Below are 17,895 nucleotides of genomic sequence, written 5' to 3'. Positions count from 1 at the left end.
ATGCCTGAAAGAATATTGCAACTCGAAAACGGAATTAGCGCACAACTTTTAGAAGATTGTGTCGACAGAAATGAAATCCCTGATCCTACTAAAGCAGATATATGGATTATTAATAATGATAATGCAACAAGCGTAAGAAAATTCTTAATCTCGGTGATCAGGCATTCTGATCCTAAGGTTTTTCTGAAACCTGTCTTCCTGCAGAAAGGTTTAAAGAAAATTTATAAAGAATATAGAAACTATAATCTCAAGCATTTATGCGACGGCTATATTCAGGATGTAAATATTCAAAATAAAATACCTCAGATAAGATTTGTTTTAAATTTTATACAACGACTGAATGACTCTTTGCTACTGCATGATGATGAGCTGCTAAAGAGAACAATACTATACTACTATTCGAGAAATAAAAATATTGAATTTTATGAGAGTGCCGGTTCTCTCAACGGATATTCTTACCCCAGAATAGAAGCATATTATGACAGTACAGAGGATTCATATACCCATGGAAGATCTTTACTAAACGGTGCTTATAAAAACGACTACTTTCGCAGAAACTACGTGGATACCTCTCATATATGCAAGAAATGCAATTCCGGTTTTCTGAACTACCGCGAAGAATGCCCGAAATGTAAACAGCATAATCTTCAGGTGAGAGTGCTTATACATCATTTCAGATGTGCCTATGTAGCTACGGAGCAGAGTTTTCAACAGGGAGACAGGCTGATATGCCCTAAATGCAGCATGGAGTTGAAAAATCTTGGCGTAGATTACGACAAGCCCGGAAAAGTGTTTTATTGCCTGAATGATACATGCAAAAACGAATTTCAGAAACCTTTGATCGGCGTACACTGCATCAACTGCAAAACAGAGCAGACACCTTCTGAACTGAAGCTGGAAAAGATCTACAATTACGAGCTTACCCAGAAAGCCATCAATGAAATTCTCAATTAATCCAACGTGGAAAATTTCTGGGAAATCATTTACTCTAATTTAAGATATTCAAACTGGTCTAGCATTTTGAACTGGGGATGGTATGTCTTTATCATCGATATTCCACGATTTCTTCTTTTAGAGGTTATTGTGCTTTATGTGACCTTCAGGAAACGGTTTATTAATGAAGACAAATGGAAACTGGCTCACGGAAAACTGATGAAAGAACTGCCCCTGGTAACGGTTCTGGTTCCTGGACACAACGAAGGAAAGCATCTCCATAAAATGGTGGTTTCCATGCAGAAACAAACGTATAAGAATATTGAAATTATCGTGGTTGATGATGGTTCTACCGACCACACCGGAATGATTGGGAGATCTTTTGAAAAGAAAGGTTTTATCACCAAATTTCTTCGTTCCGAAATACGCGGCGGGAAAGCATCAGCGGCCAACCTTGGCTTGAAATATTCAAAAGGTAAATTTGTAGTTCATATTGATGCAGATTCATCTTTAGATAATGATGCCATTGAAAAGGCGTTGCTTCCCTTCTATGTGCGTAAGAATATCGGTGGTGTCGGCGGAAACCTGATGGTAAGAAATGATCAGGACTCTCTTACTTCAACGATGCAGTACCTGGAGTACCAGCAATCGATCAGCATCTCAAGGATTGTTCTTTCCAGTCTTGGGATTTATAAGATCATTTCGGGAGCCTTTGGTGTTTTTCCGAGAAAGGTTCTTGAAAGAGTTGGGGGCTGGGATGTAGGCCCTGGCCTTGATGGTGATCTTACTGTAAAGATACGGAAGATTGGCTACCAGATTCATTTTGAGCAAACAGCAGTCTGCAATACGCACGTTCCTGTAGAATGGAGAAAGCTTGCCAAGCAGCGCTTGCGCTGGTCACGTTCGCTCGTACGTTTCAGGCTTAGAAAACATTATGATATATGGCTTCCGAATAAGAATTTCCGATGGTCAAACTTTTTCTCTTTTTTTGAAAATGTCTTTTTCGGACTTGTACTTGATATCACCTGGCTGATTTATATGCTAAGAATAATAATTGAAAACCCGGAATTCTTAGTTTTTTGGTTGCCATTCAAATATTTAGTATATTTGCTGCTGTATTTTACGCAGTTTCTGATTTGCTTATTAATAGTGAAAAATAAAAAGAAATATTTCTCAAAAATAATTTATGTCCCACTCTACCCTTTATACATGGGTTATTTTATGCGTATTGTAAGGACAATTGCTTATTTCGATGAATTATTCTTTTATGATTCTTATAAAGACCCCTGGAATCCTCAGAAAACCTCTAGAAAAGCCCGTGAGTTCGGAGCATAATTACCGTGTTAACAAACCCTTATAAAATAAAACTTAACCCTTAATGACAAAAAAACTAAGCGTAGCAATGGGATTTTTCCTTCTTGTTGCTGCAACCGGATGTTCGTCTGAAGACAGTCTGCTTCCTGAAAACAGTGAAAGTTCACAATCCATTACCAATGGTGACATCACACTCCGTTACGGAAGCGGAGATCTCAGCAAAAGTATTGAAATGAAAAATTCTGCGGTGGACTTTGTAAAATTCGACCCAAACAGTCAGAAATTCTCAGCCGCTCAGAAAACTGTAACTTATACCCCAAATCTTTCAGGTGCAATTGCTGCTACAGGAAGTAACTGGTATAACATTAACAACGGAGAAACTTACTACATTCCTGAAGGAACTACTTTTACAGGAGGATTCAACTTCAATTCCGGAGGAAAAATCATCATTCTTGGTGAACTGGGCGGATCAAACTGGCTCAACGTTCCCAATGGTGGCAGAGTGGAAGTAGGAAACAATGGTAAAATCTCAAGTACAGTCAATTTTCACCTGAATTCTGCGGGTAAATTAGACAACTACGGATTTGTGACCTATAGCACAGGATCTGTTGATGGTATCATCAACAATTACAACAACCTGAACTTCAGCAATTCTGAAAGCCTTAATGCAAGCTCTACAGTAAATAACTACTGCAGAATGGTCTTCAATGCACAGAACAATTACCTGAATTCGAACCTGAATAATGAAGGCTATCTTACCTTTGAGAAAGGATTCCATATCAACAGTTCCGGAGCACTGAATCTGAAAGGCCAGTCATATACTGAAGTTACCGGCGGAACGGTATCGATAGACGGTAAGATAAAAGCCAACGGAAACGGAGATGGATTTGCAAGAATGGATTTCTCTAATATGTCTTTCGGGAATATTAATGCGAATATTGCTTTCATGGGACATATTGACCTGAACTTTGTGAATACTTCTTATACTGCAATACAAAACAAGATCAATAATCAGGTTACTATAAATTCAAATGCATATATCCAGGCAGGAGAATGTACGCCTCAGAAAGGTATTGCACCTTGTTCGGACAACCAATTACAGTTTACCTTGGTAGCGAATGTGGTAAGTCCTTCTATCAGCAATACAACGTTAAGCGCAACAGGAGTTACCATGAGCAATGGTTTCGCTTATGTATCTTATCATACCAATGATGCCGTTTCAGGAAGTACTACAAAAGGTGCGATCAGAATCTTTAATGTAACCGATTACAACGCTCCTTCTCTGGTAAATGAAGCATTATTCAACAATATTGAGTTCAATAACGTTGATGTTGTCAACAATAAGCTGTATGCTGTTGGTGGTGATAAAAACGGCGCAAAATTAGTTACCGCTCCACTTACGAATAATGTATTCAATACGCAGGATTTGTCTTCATTCCTGAATTATAAACTCCCTAGTTCTACCGCAAAAAATTCTTATTTCTACAATAATTATTTATATGCTTCAACAGGAACAACCGGTGGAGGATTCTTTAAACTGGACCCTAATAATGGATATTCTGTATCTGAGCAATTCAATTTTGCAGGAGAAAGAGCTAAATATGTTGCCCACAACGATACGTACCAGGTATTCTTTGCAACTCAGGCAAATGGTGCATCCCTTAGAGTTGCCAATAACGACGGATCAAATCCACATGTCTATAACTACCCAGGTCTTACACAGTCTGTTACCGACGGTAAAAATGTGATCGTTCTGGATAATGAATATGTTTACCTTGCACTAAGTGATAAAGGAGTAGCTAAAATCAGATTAAGCGATGGACAGCTAATGAACAGTTTCGTTCCAAGAAACTTCAAAGTAAACGATCAAAATGTATTCAGTCAGACAGGTCTTACTAACGCTGTTGCAGTCAACAACTGTTACCTGTATCTTGCCAATGGTACCGATGGTGTTATTGTATTAAACAAAAATACATTTAAAGTAGTTGGATATTACAAGCTAAGCGGTTCTGCCAACTATATCTACATCAATAATAATTTGGCGTTTGTTGCTACAGGACAATCAGGATTGAATATCCTTAAGATAAATTAAATCTCAGATAAAATTTATTGATCATATATAAATCCGGAAGTTTTTCCGGATTTTTTTGTTATTTAATCTAAACGCATAACAGATTGGCTTTGTTTTTGCGATGCAAGAAATATGAAAACAATTTTTATACTTGAAGATGAGACAGGCATCAGAGATGCATTACAGCTACTCCTGTCATTTGAAGATTATGATGTTCGTTCTTTTTCTACCATAGAAGCATTCAACAACAGAGATCGCTCGGTTGTTCCGGATATCTTCATATTGGATGTAATGATGCCTGACGGCTCAGGAATTGACGTATGCAATGAATTAAAATCACAACCTGAAACGGCCAATACTCCAGTAATGATCATGAGTGCCCATGCGAAAGATCATGAAGTGACCAGCAGATGTAACGCAGATGAATTTGTGAGCAAACCTTTTGATATTGATGCGGTTTTGCTACAGATTGAAAACCTGTTAATACCCACTAATTCAAACTAACATTTTATAGATTATTTGTCTATCAATTTAAAAAATATATCAAAAGAGCTTACCGGTTTTCGGTAAGCTCTACGATTAAAGAATTGGTATGAAAAGATATTATTTTTTAATAATGTCAGGCGGTACCAAAGAATTCTGATCCCATCCTCCTCCGAGTGCACGGTAAATCGCAACACTGGCTTTCAGCTGATTCACTCTTTTCTCTACGAGCTCAAATTTTGACTCAAGAGCGTCACGTTGCGTCAGCAGAACTTCCATATAATCTGCCCGTGCATATTTGAACAGATCATTGGAGATGTCAATAGACTTCGTTAAAGCATCTACTTCCCTAGCCTTGATATCATAGCTGCTGTTCAGGTTCTTAATTTTAGAGATCTGATTGGCCACTTCAATATAAGCACTCAAAACAGTCTGCTCATAATGGTACACTGCCTGCACCTGTTTTGCATTGGCATTGTAATAAGCGGCTTTTATAGCATTTCTATTAATAAGTGGTGCCGTAAGCTCTCCGGCTAATGAAAAAAGGAATGATTCAGGTTTAATCAGATACGTCGGATTAAATGCCTGCAATCCAAAACCAGCCCCTATATCCAGTGAAGGATAAAACCTTGCTTTCGCCGATTTGATATCGAGTTTTGAAGCGGCAAGCTCATACTCAGCCTGCTTAACATCCGGGCGGTTTTCGAGCAGCTCAGAAGGAATTCCCGTATAAACAACCTGCGGAACAATTTCATCAAAATTATCATGACTGCGTTCTACCGGCTGTGGGAATCTTCCGACCAGGTAATTGATTTTATTTTCAGTTTCTACAATTCTCTGCTGAATATCATATTGCATTCCTTGGGTTTTCAATACCTGGGCTTCAAATCTTTTCACAGCCAGCTCGTTAGACCGGGCATTCTTTTTTAATTCCTTAATGATACTGAGCGCATCATTTTGAATTTTAATATTCTGATTTAAGGTAACAAGCTCATTATCCATAGCAAGCAGCTCGTAATACGAATCGGCGATTTCTGAAATCAGGTTGGTCATCATGAAGTTCCGGCCTTCAATACTGGCCAGATACCGTTGTACCTGAGCTCTGGTAGCATTATGAAGCTTTCCCCAGATATCCGTTTCCCATTTAGCCTGAACACCAACCCCAAAATCAAAAAGAGGATCCGGCATTTCTCTTCCCGGCTCGATTTCCGTATTGGCTTCCATGGCTCCGATATTGGTATACCGGCTTACCTTGTCAACCCCTGCACCGGCTTTCAGGCCTACAGATGGTAGGTACTCCCCTTTTCTGCCTCTGATCTCATTTTTTGAAATTTCAATTTCCTGAAGCATGATATTCAGTTCCTGATTATTTTTAAGGGCTTCATTGATAAGTGCCTGAAGATTTGGATCACTGAAATATTCATTCCATTTCAGTTTTCCTGAGTTGCTGGTATTTTGATCTTCAGAAGTATATTTTTCAGGTACGATTCTGTTTTCGGCACGTTGCTGTATCTCTACCGGTTTACATGCCGCAACGCTGAGCAGCAGCAAAACTGCTGTATACTGATATATTTTATTTTTTTTCTTATTCATAATGGATCATATCTTCGCTTAATGGTGATTCGTCTTCATCTTTAATCATCTTTCTGCCGTCTGATAGCTTGGCAAAAATGTAATAGAGTCCCGGGATAACAATCACCCCGAACAGCGTTCCGATGAGCATTCCTCCTAATGCAGAAGCTCCGATGGTATGATTTCCGATCGCTCCGGCACCGCTGGCAAAAACCAAAGGAACCAATCCTGCAATAAAGGCAAAAGATGTCATCAGAATCGGTCTAAAACGAGCTTTTGAGCCTTCAATTGCTGCCTCAAGGATAGAATCTCCCGACTGCCGCCTTTTAACGGCAAATTCCACGATAAGCACGGCATTTTTACCCAATAACCCGATAATCATAATGAGTCCTACCTGCGCGTAAATATCATTTTCCAGTCCCATCGCCTTCAACAGTAAGAAAGATCCGAAAACCCCTACCGGAAGTGATAACAATACGGCAAAAGGAATGATAAAACTTTCATACTGGGCTGCAAGCACAAGATATACGAAAACAAGAACCACCAGGAATACATAAATAGCTTCATTACCACGCTGTGCTTCGTCATAAGATAAACCTTCCCAGGCCACTTTATAACCGTGAGGCAGACTCTTGGCAGCGGTTTCATTAATAGCCTGGATAGCGTCCGCCGTAGTATATCCTTCAGCAGGAAGTCCGCGGATGGCTGCTGAATTGTACATGTTGTACCGGGTAATCTCATTTGGTCCCTGGGTTTTCTTCAAGGTCATAAATGCCGAATAAGGAACCATTTCGTCATGATCATTTTTCACGTAAAGATTCATGATATCTGAAGGAAGTCTTCTGAATTCCGGAGATGACTGAACATAAACTTTAAAGAACTGTCCGAAACGGATGAATCCCTGTTCGTAGGTGCTTCCGATCAGAATATTCAGGTTATCCATCGCTTTACCGATAGAAACACCTTTCTGCATGGCCGCATTGTTATCAAAAACCAGTTCATACTGAGGATAATTGGCAGCGAAGAATGTAAAAACCCCGGTGAGTTCCTTACGTTTTTTAAGCTGGGCAATAAAGTCTTTATTTACTTTGTCAAAATCCTGGTAATTGGTGGTTCTGTTAAGATCAAGCAATCTTACGGAAAATCCTCCTGAAGATCCGAATCCGGGAACTGCCGGCGGTTCAAAAAACTCTATGGTAGCCCCGAGATTCTTAGATTTTTCCTCAAGCTCTTCCATAATTTCTTTCACATTATGCTTACGGTCTCCCCAGCTTTTAAGGTTGATGAGGCAGGTTCCGGCATTGGAACCACGTCCTTCTGTCATGATCTCATATCCGGCCAGCGAAGAAACAGATTCAACGCCGTCTACGCCCTGACATATTTTCTGTAAAGCTCTTGAAACTTTATTGGTCTGCTCCAGTGTAGATCCCGGAGGTGTCTGAACGATAGCATAAATGGTTCCCTGGTCTTCGTTAGGAATGAATCCTCCAGGAAGTGTTTTATTAACAATAAAAATACCCACACAGAAAGCGATCAGAATTCCCCAGGTCACCACTTTACGGCTGACAATCTTCCTTAAAAATGAAGCATATCTACCGGTAATCTTATCAAATCCTCTGTTAAAAGAATCCATTGATCTGGTAAAAAGGTTTGATTTTTTAGGTTTTCCATGGCTATTTTTCAATAACATCGCTGCAAGAACCGGAGTCAGGGTAAGAGCAACGACTGCAGAAATTACAATAGAACTTGCCATCGTAATAGAGAACTGACGATAGAATGTTCCCACAGGTCCCGTCATAAACGATATCGGAATGAATACCGCTACCATTACCGCAGTAATAGCAATGATGGCTCCTGCAATCTCGCCCATTACTTCTTTTACAGCCTTGTACGGAGAAATGTCGCTTTCTTCCATCTTGGCATGAACGGCTTCTATTACCACAATGGCATTATCCACTACGATACCGATGGCCAATACAAGCGCAAAAAGCGTTACGAGATTTATGGATAATCCGAAAAGCTGGATGACAAAGAAAGTCCCGATCAGGGAAACAGGAACAGCAATAATCGGGATTAATGTCGAACGCCAGTCACCCAGGAATATAAATACGACAATGGCTACGAGAATAAATGCATCCCGCAATGTATGCATCACCTGCTCCACCGAAGCATCCAGGAATTGAGAAACGTCATAACTGATTTTATAATCTACTCCCGGTGGGAAGTTCACTTTCATTTCTTCCAGTTTTGCTTTTACATCTTTAATGACGTCATTGGCATTACTTCCGTAGTTTTGCTTTAATACAATCGAAGCAGAAGGATGCCCGTCCAAATTTGAATAAATATCAAAAAATTCACTTCCAAGCTCTACTTTCGCAACATCTTTCAGCTTAATATTTTCTCCCTCTGAGTTGGAGCGGACAATGATATTTTCATATTCTTCGGGTGTATTATACTGACCTTTGTATGTGAGTACGTATTCCAGCGACTGTGCGGCAATTCCCGAACTCTGCCCAATCCTTCCGGGACGACCGATGATACTCTGCTCGCCGATCGCTTTCATGACTTCATCCACAGAAAGATCATAAGCACGCATCCTGTCGGGGTTTAACCATATTCTCATAGCATATCTTCTACTTCCGAGAATCTGTGATTTGGCAATCCCGTGAATACGGTTTATTTCCGGGATGATATTTACCGTCGCATAGTTATACAGGAATTTTTCATCCATGTCCTTACTGGTGCTGTAAAGGTTGACGTACATCAGCATACTCGGCTGAATTGGGTTTACCACTACCCCTTCTTTCTGTACCAGTTCAGGAAGCAAAGGCATTACCTGATCAACTCTTGTCTTCACCAATACTACTGCGGCATTGGGATCTGTTCCGGGATCAAAAACCACGTTGACTGTTGCTTCTCCGGCACTGGTAGCATCCGTCGTGATATACCGCATCCCCTGCACCCCGTTGATGGCGTTTTCGATGGTAATTAATGAAGATTTAACCAAAACATCGGCACTCGCACCCGGATATGCGATGGAAACAGCTACGGTAGTCGGGGCAATTTTTGGGAATTGTTCTGTAGGCAGCTGCTTGATCGCCAGCCCTCCGATAAATAAGATCACTACCGAGATCACAATCGCAAAAACCGGTCTGTGTATTACTTTTTTAAACATAATTCAGCTTTTGGGTTATTCTGCGTACAGATCCAGATTAGACATTACTTTTTCAGGTTTCTGGTATTTTGACGTGATCTTCTGGTTTTCCTGAACCAGTCTCAATCCATCAAGAAGAATTCTTTCATCTTTTCCCAAACCTGATGCTACGACATAGATATGAGGTAATTCAGCAGCGATTTTAATTTCCCGGGCTTTTACTTTATTGTCTTTGGTAATTACGTAAACATACTTTTTCTCCAATTCTTCAAAAGTGGCTTTCTGGGGAATCATAACAGCGTTTGCATATGGTGATGTGATGAGAATATTTCCTGTTTCACCATATCGTAAAAGTCCGTTAGGATTTGGGAAGGTAGCCCGGTAGGCAATATTTCCGGTTTCATTGTCGAAATCAGACTCTATGGTTTCTACGACACCGTCCTGACTGAATTCTTTCCCGTTTGCCATTTTTAAGCGAACGTGTAATGGTGCATTACCTTTTCTCTGATCCATCTGATTCAGATATTCGGCTTCGGGAACATTGAAATAAACCCACATTTTGCTGTTGTCAGAAAGTTCTGTGATAAGTTCTCCATCATCAACGAGGCTTCCTTTACGCACGTGGAGCTTTCCTACTATTCCTGAAAATGGCGCTCGGATTTCAGTGAACTGAAGATGGGTATTGGTAGATGACAGTTCCGCTTTAGCCTTTTCGTAACGGGCTTTTGCCATCGCCATTTCCTGCGGGGCCACAATATCTTTGTCGGAGAGATTTTTGGTATTCTGATATTCAATTTCGGCATATTTGGCTTCTGCTCTGGCACGGTTGACATCAGATTCGTAAAGATTAGGCATAATCTTAAATAGCAATTGTCCTTTATGAACAAATTGTCCTTCATCTACATAAATGGATTGAATATATCCTTTCTCCTGAGCGCGAAGCTCAATATGATTGATAGATCGGATCTGCGCTACATACTCTTTGTCTATCAGTGTATCTTTTACCAGAGGACTGGTAACGTTGAATGTTGCAGATTCGGTTTTTTCTTTTTTCTCGGAATTACAGCTTATGCACCAAAGAATAAGGCACAGGTTTACATACATGAGACTTTTCTTGACCATGATCATAATGTTTTATAATAATTTAAATTTGAAAAATAGAATTACTGGCCTTCAGTATGAAAGCCGTTTTATTGTTCGTAAAAAGAATTATAATCTCACAGTCTGATGACCCTGTACTGAAGGTACAAGTCATCATGAGGGGAATTTAAAAGTTCAGTATTTAAAAGAGAAATTGCAATTTTCCTGTCGTGGAATATGGTGACACAATCTGCGAACGAATGGCCAAATTCATCTCTGGCGATCTTAAGCAGCTCTGTTGATCCTGATGAATCGGTGTTATCATCATTCTCATTGTCATTTTCGGAAAGGTTTGCTCTTAATTTATTGTAACGGGGATGGCTGCTGTTATAATGAAAAGCACTATTATTTTTAGCAAAAAGAAATGAATCTGTTGTTTTCTTTTTTACACCATGAATATCAGTAAGGAATTCAATATCAGAAGTATTATCATCAGAAATATACTGCTGTACCTGTCCGTAATACCAACTCATAACGGTTGACAGGACAAACAGTACGCTGTATAAATATTGATAAATCCTTGCCTTCATTGCGGTGACAAAGGTAAGTAAACTTGAATTTGAACACAATGAATATAAGATTAAAAAAAAGTTAAAAATTTAATATGAATTTAAAACTGATCTAGAATAATGCTCTACTTCACTACGGTAACGGTCTACTTCACTATGGTAACACTCTACTTCACTACAGTAACGCTCTACTTCACTACGGTAACGTTCTACTTCATTACAGTAACGCTCTACTTCATTACGGTAACAGTCTACTTCACTACGGTAACACTCTACTTCACTACGGTAACACTCTACTTCATTATGGTAAATGCTTTACGGACCTTGAATAATATTCTACTTACCGTGAGTCATTTAAACAAATTATATATATTTGCAACATCACAATTGTTTCTTAAATATCATGAGACGCTTCTGCGTCATTCTCATCCCGGTTTTTCTTATGACCGGATGTTATTTTATTTAATACTATCAAAAGAAACAAAATGAATCTTATTGACCCATCTATAGATCGTTTCTATACTAAAAAACAGGAAGAAGCAAGACTTTCAGTAGGCCTGGGCCCACTGGAATTCGAGAGAAATAAACTAATCATTCAACGTTACCTGAATAAGCATTCCCACATCGCTGATATCGGCGGCGGTCCGGGACATTATGCGGAATGGCTTGCCGGTTTTGGCCACGATGTTGTATTGATTGACCCGGTAAAAAAACATATTGATCTGGCCAGGAAACGCTCAAGACAAAATAATCGTTTTACATGCATTCTTGGCGAAGCTCGCAACTTACCATTAGATGATGCAAGCCAGAATCTGGTCATTTTACACGGTCCTTTATATCACTTACAACAGCAGGAAGACCGATTGGCGGCGATGGATGAGGCTAAAAGAGTTTTGAAAAAAAACGGAATTGTTTTAGGATTTGCGATAACGCATTCTGCTTCTGCTATTGCAGCTTTGCACAGTGGACTCATTCACAACACTGAAATATTTGCTATGTGTAAAGAAGAATTATCTTCCGGCATTCATCATCCGCCCGAAGGGTTTCCTTTTATGCTCGCAGATGCCTTTTATCACAGGCCTTCGGAATTAGTTTCAGAATTTGAGATGGCAGGTTTTGAGCCCATTGAATTACTTCCCGTAGAAGGAATTGCCTGGCTGGATGGCAGTTTTTTTGAAAGCTGGGCAGATCCTGTTAAGCGTAATCGACTTTTACAATTGGTTAAATTCACGGAAAAGGACACTGAATTACTTAGCTTCAGTCCACATATTGTGCTTGCAGCCAGGATTAAAGATTGAAGATATTAATTTTAATAAAAAAATAATTATGTATCAGAAAACTGAACGATTTTATTGCTAATGAAGCTTTATTTTGTTCAGTTCTTCTGATATATATTAATTGTTTAAAAATCCATTGTGCATTTTATTCATTTCGTCAATTCGAGTGAAATTCTGAAAGAATTTTATATCGAGAATGGATATTTTCATCACACGTTCTCGATACAATTTTTCTCCATTTTCATTACGAAAAACCTACTCGAACTGACGAATCGAATATTAAAATTTTCAAAATATATAGTGGTGTTTAAAAATCTTAATATGAGCAGATAAATTCAATCTAAAGAGCATCAAGACTACGAATCATCCATAACGTACATGAATGGTGCCCGGAATTACCCAACGGTTTATCCAACAGCCTGAAACCCATATTTTCATACATTTTCACTGCCTTAGAGAACTCCGGCAGACTTTCAAGGTAAAGATCCTGATATCCGAATTCTTTTGCACTTTTTATACTTTCATTCATGAGCATTTTTCCTAAACCTTTACCTCTGGATGAAGGTTTAAGGTAAAATTTTACCAGTTCAGCACAACCGGCAGGCAAACCTTCTGTAGGATAAACACCACAACAACCGGAAATAACACCGTCGATCTCTCCTACCCAAAGTACAGAACCCGGAATTGCAAACAATTCGTAAAGCGCAAATGTTGTAGGGTCTGAGTACACGGTTCCCTCCTTCGGTGCATTGTGTTCTTCAAAGGTATCCCTGATCAGTTTTGCAAGTGCTTCGTTGTCTGATTCCTTTACTTTTCTTACCGTTATATTTTCCATATTATAATATTGCAATAAAATTAAACATATAAATTAATTTCATGGGCGATCAATTTTATTTTAAAACAAATCAATCAGTTCTTTTGCTTAAAAAAATGAATTGATTTAAAATCTTTTTTCACTTATAAATAAAAAATCCTGTTAACCAAAACAGGATTTATAAATTGATTATTCTTTTAATCTGTTAAACCATTTTACATAAGCATCTACAGACGATTTCAGAAATTTCTTGTTTTCTTCGTCTTTTATATTGTCATCATCATCAAACCATTCTGAAATATTGGCTATATAAACTTCCGGCTGCTGCATGGTCAATAGATTGAGGTAAACAAAACACTGCCTTAAATGATGATTGGCACCAAAAGCTGAAATACTTCCGGGCGAACTGCTAAAAATAGCTGCGGGTTTATTATCCCAGACACTTTCTCCCGTTGGTCTGGAACCCACATCGATTGCATTTTTCAGTACCGCAGGAATGGAACGGTTGTGTTCAGGAGTGATGAAAATAAAACCGTCATATTCCTTCATTTTTGTTCTAAAAGTTGTGTAAGACTCGGGCACGTCATTCAAATCGTCAAAATCCTGATTGTAAATGGGAAGATCATCAATAGAGACAATTTCAAATGAAACTCCTTCCGGTTGTAAATCAGTCACTGCTTTTGCAATCTTTTTTGAAAACGATTCCTTACGAAGACTACCTGCAATAATTCCTATTTTGTTGTTCATAATGTGTATAATTTATTTGAAATTCTTTCAATAACTAAGCCATAAAAACCTGAGGATAAATTACAATCTGAAAAACTCTTTCACAAAAATTTCCATCAATTAATTTGCTTTAAAAAATTATTTTGTCGGTATTAAAAAATATTTCTATATTTGCACCACTGAAAACGACGATATCATCGGAGTTTCTGGAGAGTTGGCAGAGTGGTCGATTGCGGCAGTCTTGAAAACTGTTGACTGTAACAGGTCCGGGGGTTCGAATCCCTCACTCTCCGCCAGGTTAGAAACCAAAATAATCTAAAACGCTGTAAACATCAATGTTTACAGCGTTTTTTATTTTAGCTTTAGTATCAAAAAGAAACAAAAATAGGTCACGATTTATATGACCTATTTCGTGTCCCATTCAAAAAATCACAAAAATGGGTCACGAAAAACCAAGGAAAACCCGACCAATAGGCAGTCTAACGATTGTACATCTTGCAAAAAGTGGTAACAAAAAGTAAATTATTAAACCATTAAAGTTCGATGGATTTCTTTCAGCGGAATGAAATCGTTTCTGTTCCTGAACTTATTACGCATTACTGAAATAGGATGAGGTGAGTATTTTGAGGCATTCGACCTTATCGGATTTTTACGAATGAATGTAACAACGTAACTTTACAAAACGAAACCGAAAAAAGTTATGATCTATTTTGATGAAATTTAAAAAAGAAGATAATATCATCACAAAATCAGTGAAATACAAGAAAGTAAAGCCTTCCATACATTTAGAACCATTCATTCACTTTTATTGGGAACTGAAGGGAAATGAAAACGAAGAGCAATGGGAAAGGATTTTTCCTGATGGCTGTGCAGGTGTTTTACTTAACGTGGGCAATAAATGTCTTACCGATAACGGGACATTTTCAATGGAATCTGGTAAAACGTATGTCGTAGGTGCAATGAAATCTTTTAAGGACAGCTTTATTGATTACGATACGCATTTAATTGGCGTTTGTCTGAAGCCGGCAGCCTTTGCTAATTTCTACAGCTTTGCTTCACAGAACGAGCTGACAAACAGCACTATTGAATTGGAAAAATCCAACTCGTTTATCGCAGATGAAATATTTGAAAATTCATTCGGATATTTTGACTATTTTTTTTCAGAGAGAATCAGAAATAAAAACAATCCGCTGCAATCAGAACTTAACGATATTCATTCTTCAAACGGAAGAATCAGCATTCACGAGCTCGCTAAAAGAAATTGTACAACAGTAAGACAACTGGAACGAAATTTCAAGAAGCTTATCGGCTTATCACCAAAAGAATATTCGAATATCATTCGTTTTCAGCATGCTTTGTCCTTAATCAAAGATTCTACGCAAAACCGAAGTTTATTGGATATTGCATTTGAATGTGGGTATTACGATCATTCGCATTTGAGCAATGAAATTAAACGAAATACAGGACTATCACCATCATTACTTTAATTTGTCGCATTTTTACAAAGCGCCGCTGAAAACGTAAATATAAATTTGTGGAAACATTAAAAATTAGAAAATTATGCGACAAGTTTCACTATTCATTGCTATGAGCCTGGATGGTTATATTGCAAAGCAAAATGACGATCTAAGTTTTTTGAAACTCGTAGAAAAAGAAGGAGAAGATTATGGCTATGCGCAGTTTACTTCCAATATCGACACCATAATTATCGGAAGAAAGACCTACGACTACGTAGTCAGGGAAATAGGAGCAGCTCACTACGACAACGGACAGAGGGACATTTATGTTATAACAAGAACGGAAAGACCTAAAATAGGAAGAACGACTTTTTATACAGGCAGCTTACCTACATTAATTGGCAAGCTCAGATCACAAAATGGAAAAAACATCTATTGCGACGGAGGCGCTGAAGTAATCAATGAACTATTAAGGTACGACTTAGTCGATGAGTTTATAATATCGGTGATTCCTGTTCTGTTGGGTAACGGTACAAGATTATTTAAAGATGGAAGACCGGAAAAAATACTTGAATTGATAACAACGGAAACTTTTGATACAGGATTAACACAATTGTACTATAAGAGTAAAAAATAACGGTAAGTCATAAAAATCTTAATTTGAGTTTAAATCTGTTTTTCCTACTTATAAAAAGCATGGATTCTCAGCCAGGACAAGAAATTCCAAAACATTCCCGTACGTTTCAGCAATATATTTCTGAATTAGATGTTCTCTCTGCGTCAGAAGCTTCCTATCCATAATTTTCAGAAATAAAATCATGAGAAAGAAGGCTGTCTCTACCCGGGTATCAAATGGCTTTTCTGTATTGCAAAGACGCTTATTACTTCTTAAGTGTGTAAATGCTGCTTCTCTTTTTACTGAAACCCAGCTTTTCATACAAGCTGATAGCTGGGGTTCGGTGTTCTTCGGTAAAAAGCAATACTTCACTCAGTTGCTGCACGTTGGAGATCGACAGCAACTTTTCGATGAGCTTCACCCCGATTCCCATTCCACGATAATTTTCATCCACGATCACATCTTCGATCCAGCCTTTCTTACCAGAGATCACCTTATAGATGGCCATGGAAGCAATTCCCACGATTTTATTGTCAATGAAACATCCAAGCAATGTCACTGGGTTATCCTCCATTAAAATTTCATCCAGTTTCAGCTGTTTTTTGTGAGGACTCAGTTGCTTAAATAGCTCACAAACCTGATGCTGGACATTTGCGTTGAGACTGGCTTTATTTAAAACGACGATTTGCATTATTCTATATCTTTTAATTTCACAACTGCTTCTGCCTGTAGGTCCTCCGTTAAGTTCAGTGTTTTTCCCAGCTTTTGTGACGCATTTACAAAGGCGATGAAAACACATAATTCCGAAATTTCTTCATCTGAAAAATATTCCCGAAGCATTTCAAAATGTGCATCTGAGACAGAACGGTGGTCTATGCAAAATAATTCGGCAAAAGATGCCGCTGTAGAGATTTTAATTTGTGATTCGTCAAAATCAGGCTTTCCGCCTTTTACCATGCAGTATTCACAACCATTTCCAAAGGCCATTGTTCTGCGAACCTGCTCCAATAAATCCGGGGCCAGCAACGTTCTCTTCCATAAAGTTTCCTCCAGATCATTCCACTTTTTAAGAAAATCGGTATTGTGGCCGATAAGTCTTTCAAATGGGGTGTTTCCATTGTTCGAAAATTTAATTCTTACCATATTTTTTTATTTATATCACAAATTTCAATATTTAAACAAACATGATGAAACGGAATTAATGGAATTATTTACTAATTTTGATTGATCTAACTGCTAATACTTAATTTTGCAATGAAAATAACTTTGGATGATTTTGACCAGAAGATTCTTCAGATCTTAAGCCAGAATTCAAGGCTCAGCTACGCCGAAATAGGAAGACTCATTTCGCTGTCACAATCTGCTACAAAAGAGCGCGTGATGAATTTGGTTGATAATGGAATAATACGTCGGTTCAGCGTAGAAATAGACTATCAGAAATTAGGTTATGATCTGAAGGTACTGATCAGTATGAAATTTAAAAATGATGATTTCAGAAAATTCACTGCAGATCTGGAGAAATTTCCGGAAGTTGTAAATTGCAAAAGAGTAACGGGTGAATATTGTCTGATTACCGAATGTATCTTACGGGACAGTTCTCACCTTGAAAACCTCATAGACAGGCTAATTCCCTACGGAATCCCAACAACATCCATTCAGCTTTCAGAAATAAACCGGCAGAAAATTTAAAACCGAGGTGTTGGATTGTGATTATATTTTTATTTAAAAGCATTATCTATTGCATCTTAAAAATTAGAATTATACACAAGAGGTAAATCATATGCTTCCTGCTGGAATGAAACAGGATAACAATGACGGTAGTCATCAAC

17 protein-coding genes and 1 tRNA gene are annotated in these 17,895 nt (G+C 38.3%); 10 read left to right on the top strand and 8 right to left on the bottom strand.

Annotated elements, in window-relative coordinates:
* The 4 genes from AC3WV0_RS02650 to AC3WV0_RS02635 all read left to right on the top strand — a co-directional run bounded on the left by AC3WV0_RS02650 (nucleotide 1) and on the right by AC3WV0_RS02635 (nucleotide 4,822).
* Nucleotides 1-954, top strand: a complete 954-nt coding sequence (locus tag AC3WV0_RS02650) for a TackOD1 domain-containing metal-binding protein (RefSeq protein ID WP_488843758.1) — start codon at nucleotides 1-3, stop codon at nucleotides 952-954.
* A 6-nt stretch (nucleotides 955-960) separates the two neighbouring features.
* On the top strand, nucleotides 961-2,268 hold the full coding sequence (locus AC3WV0_RS02645; protein WP_488843756.1) for a glycosyltransferase family 2 protein: 1,308 nt from the start codon (nucleotides 961-963) through the stop codon (nucleotides 2,266-2,268).
* A gap of 43 nt (nucleotides 2,269-2,311) precedes the next feature.
* The gene (locus AC3WV0_RS02640) at nucleotides 2,312-4,339 is read left to right on the top strand and encodes an LVIVD repeat-containing protein (RefSeq protein WP_488843754.1); all 2,028 of its coding nucleotides are present in this window, start codon (nucleotides 2,312-2,314) and stop codon (nucleotides 4,337-4,339) included.
* Nucleotides 4,340-4,450: 111 nt separating this feature from the next.
* On the top strand, nucleotides 4,451-4,822 hold the full coding sequence (locus AC3WV0_RS02635) for a response regulator transcription factor (RefSeq protein WP_488843752.1): 372 nt from the start codon (nucleotides 4,451-4,453) through the stop codon (nucleotides 4,820-4,822).
* Nucleotides 4,823-4,921: 99 nt separating this feature from the next.
* Here the strand turns inward: AC3WV0_RS02635 and AC3WV0_RS02630 are convergent, their stop codons facing one another.
* The 4 genes from AC3WV0_RS02630 to AC3WV0_RS02615 form a co-directional block, all read right to left on the bottom strand.
* Complete coding sequence (locus AC3WV0_RS02630; protein WP_488843750.1) at nucleotides 4,922-6,394, bottom strand: TolC family protein; 1,473 nt, start codon at nucleotides 6,392-6,394, stop codon at nucleotides 4,922-4,924.
* On the bottom strand, nucleotides 6,387-9,548 hold the full coding sequence (locus AC3WV0_RS02625) for an efflux RND transporter permease subunit (RefSeq protein WP_488843749.1): 3,162 nt from the start codon (nucleotides 9,546-9,548) through the stop codon (nucleotides 6,387-6,389). The genes AC3WV0_RS02630 and AC3WV0_RS02625 overlap by 8 nt, the downstream gene beginning before the upstream one ends.
* Nucleotides 9,549-9,563: 15 nt before the next feature.
* Nucleotides 9,564-10,649, bottom strand: coding sequence for an efflux RND transporter periplasmic adaptor subunit (locus tag AC3WV0_RS02620; protein WP_488843747.1), 1,086 nt, complete (start codon nucleotides 10,647-10,649; stop codon nucleotides 9,564-9,566).
* 95 nt (nucleotides 10,650-10,744) lie between these two features.
* A complete protein-coding gene (locus tag AC3WV0_RS02615; RefSeq protein ID WP_488843745.1) occupies nucleotides 10,745-11,197 on the bottom strand; it encodes a hypothetical protein in 453 nt (150 codons plus the stop codon).
* A gap of 99 nt (nucleotides 11,198-11,296) precedes the next feature.
* Here AC3WV0_RS02615 and AC3WV0_RS02610 point away from each other — a divergent pair, with 99 nt between their 5' ends.
* Together AC3WV0_RS02610 and AC3WV0_RS02605 are read left to right on the top strand one after the other, a co-directional pair.
* Nucleotides 11,297-11,665 carry a hypothetical protein gene (locus AC3WV0_RS02610; protein WP_488843743.1) on the top strand — a complete coding sequence of 123 codons (369 nt, stop codon included), beginning with the start codon at nucleotides 11,297-11,299 and terminating at the stop codon, nucleotides 11,663-11,665.
* Nucleotides 11,662-12,474 carry a class I SAM-dependent methyltransferase gene (locus AC3WV0_RS02605; protein WP_488843741.1) on the top strand — a complete coding sequence of 271 codons (813 nt, stop codon included), beginning with the start codon at nucleotides 11,662-11,664 and terminating at the stop codon, nucleotides 12,472-12,474. Before AC3WV0_RS02610 ends, AC3WV0_RS02605 begins: the two co-directional genes overlap by 4 nt.
* Nucleotides 12,475-12,793: 319 nt before the next feature.
* Here the strand turns inward: AC3WV0_RS02605 and AC3WV0_RS02600 are convergent, their stop codons facing one another.
* Both AC3WV0_RS02600 and AC3WV0_RS02595 read right to left on the bottom strand, forming a co-directional pair.
* Complete coding sequence (locus AC3WV0_RS02600) at nucleotides 12,794-13,288, bottom strand: GNAT family N-acetyltransferase (protein ID WP_488843739.1); 495 nt, start codon at nucleotides 13,286-13,288, stop codon at nucleotides 12,794-12,796.
* Between the two features lie 168 nt (nucleotides 13,289-13,456).
* Nucleotides 13,457-14,014, bottom strand: a complete 558-nt coding sequence (locus tag AC3WV0_RS02595; RefSeq protein ID WP_488843737.1) for an NADPH-dependent FMN reductase — start codon at nucleotides 14,012-14,014, stop codon at nucleotides 13,457-13,459.
* Nucleotides 14,015-14,201: 187 nt separating this feature from the next.
* On the opposite strand from AC3WV0_RS02595, the gene AC3WV0_RS02590 reads away from it, so the two are divergent.
* The 3 genes from AC3WV0_RS02590 to AC3WV0_RS02580 all read left to right on the top strand — a co-directional run bounded on the left by AC3WV0_RS02590 (nucleotide 14,202) and on the right by AC3WV0_RS02580 (nucleotide 16,087).
* Nucleotides 14,202-14,289 (top strand) — tRNA-Ser (locus tag AC3WV0_RS02590).
* Nucleotides 14,290-14,706: 417 nt separating this feature from the next.
* The gene (locus tag AC3WV0_RS02585; protein WP_488843735.1) at nucleotides 14,707-15,480 is read left to right on the top strand and encodes a DUF6597 domain-containing transcriptional factor; all 774 of its coding nucleotides are present in this window, start codon (nucleotides 14,707-14,709) and stop codon (nucleotides 15,478-15,480) included.
* A 73-nt stretch (nucleotides 15,481-15,553) separates the two neighbouring features.
* Nucleotides 15,554-16,087 carry a dihydrofolate reductase family protein gene (locus tag AC3WV0_RS02580; RefSeq protein ID WP_488843733.1) on the top strand — a complete coding sequence of 178 codons (534 nt, stop codon included), beginning with the start codon at nucleotides 15,554-15,556 and terminating at the stop codon, nucleotides 16,085-16,087.
* 244 nt (nucleotides 16,088-16,331) lie between these two features.
* Here AC3WV0_RS02580 and AC3WV0_RS02575 read toward each other — a convergent pair whose 3' ends face one another.
* Both AC3WV0_RS02575 and AC3WV0_RS02570 read right to left on the bottom strand, forming a co-directional pair.
* Entirely contained in the window at nucleotides 16,332-16,757 is a 426-nt protein-coding gene (locus AC3WV0_RS02575; RefSeq protein WP_488843731.1) for a GNAT family N-acetyltransferase, read from the bottom strand.
* Nucleotides 16,757-17,209 (bottom strand): carboxymuconolactone decarboxylase family protein, encoded by a 453-nt coding sequence (locus AC3WV0_RS02570; RefSeq protein WP_488843729.1) that lies wholly within the window; start codon nucleotides 17,207-17,209, stop codon nucleotides 16,757-16,759. Before AC3WV0_RS02570 ends, AC3WV0_RS02575 begins: the two co-directional genes overlap by 1 nt.
* Before the next feature lie 111 nt (nucleotides 17,210-17,320).
* On the opposite strand from AC3WV0_RS02570, the gene AC3WV0_RS02565 reads away from it, so the two are divergent.
* Nucleotides 17,321-17,755 (top strand): Lrp/AsnC family transcriptional regulator, encoded by a 435-nt coding sequence (locus AC3WV0_RS02565; protein WP_488843727.1) that lies wholly within the window; start codon nucleotides 17,321-17,323, stop codon nucleotides 17,753-17,755.
* Nucleotides 17,756-17,895 lie beyond the last annotated feature (140 nt).

This window comes from Chryseobacterium sp. 27AL, from assembly GCF_057815395.1.
This window is presented reverse-complemented; position numbering and strand designations above follow the sequence as displayed.

Bases quoted from the DNA above. Each gene is read 5' to 3' on its own strand.
- AC3WV0_RS02605 (WP_488843741.1), top strand. From the start codon at position 11,662: ATGAATCTTATTGACCCATCTATAGATCGTTTCTATACTAAAAAACAG.
- AC3WV0_RS02595 (WP_488843737.1), bottom strand. From the start codon at position 14,014: ATGAACAACAAAATAGGAATTATTGCAGGTAGTCTTCGTAAGGAATCG.
- AC3WV0_RS02575 (WP_488843731.1), bottom strand. From the start codon at position 16,757: ATGCAAATCGTCGTTTTAAATAAAGCCAGTCTCAACGCAAATGTCCAG.
- AC3WV0_RS02635 (WP_488843752.1), top strand. From the start codon at position 4,451: ATGAAAACAATTTTTATACTTGAAGATGAGACAGGCATCAGAGATGCA.
- AC3WV0_RS02650 (WP_488843758.1), top strand. From the start codon at position 1: ATGCCTGAAAGAATATTGCAACTCGAAAACGGAATTAGCGCACAACTT.
- AC3WV0_RS02565 (WP_488843727.1), top strand. From the start codon at position 17,321: ATGAAAATAACTTTGGATGATTTTGACCAGAAGATTCTTCAGATCTTA.
- AC3WV0_RS02630 (WP_488843750.1), bottom strand. From the start codon at position 6,394: ATGAATAAGAAAAAAAATAAAATATATCAGTATACAGCAGTTTTGCTG.
- AC3WV0_RS02570 (WP_488843729.1), bottom strand. From the start codon at position 17,209: ATGGTAAGAATTAAATTTTCGAACAATGGAAACACCCCATTTGAAAGA.
- AC3WV0_RS02615 (WP_488843745.1), bottom strand. From the start codon at position 11,197: ATGAAGGCAAGGATTTATCAATATTTATACAGCGTACTGTTTGTCCTG.
- AC3WV0_RS02580 (WP_488843733.1), top strand. From the start codon at position 15,554: ATGCGACAAGTTTCACTATTCATTGCTATGAGCCTGGATGGTTATATT.
- AC3WV0_RS02585 (WP_488843735.1), top strand. From the start codon at position 14,707: ATGAAATTTAAAAAAGAAGATAATATCATCACAAAATCAGTGAAATAC.
- AC3WV0_RS02600 (WP_488843739.1), bottom strand. From the start codon at position 13,288: ATGGAAAATATAACGGTAAGAAAAGTAAAGGAATCAGACAACGAAGCA.
- AC3WV0_RS02620 (WP_488843747.1), bottom strand. From the start codon at position 10,649: ATGGTCAAGAAAAGTCTCATGTATGTAAACCTGTGCCTTATTCTTTGG.
- AC3WV0_RS02625 (WP_488843749.1), bottom strand. From the start codon at position 9,548: ATGTTTAAAAAAGTAATACACAGACCGGTTTTTGCGATTGTGATCTCG.
- AC3WV0_RS02640 (WP_488843754.1), top strand. From the start codon at position 2,312: ATGACAAAAAAACTAAGCGTAGCAATGGGATTTTTCCTTCTTGTTGCT.
- AC3WV0_RS02610 (WP_488843743.1), top strand. From the start codon at position 11,297: ATGCTCTACTTCACTACGGTAACGGTCTACTTCACTATGGTAACACTC.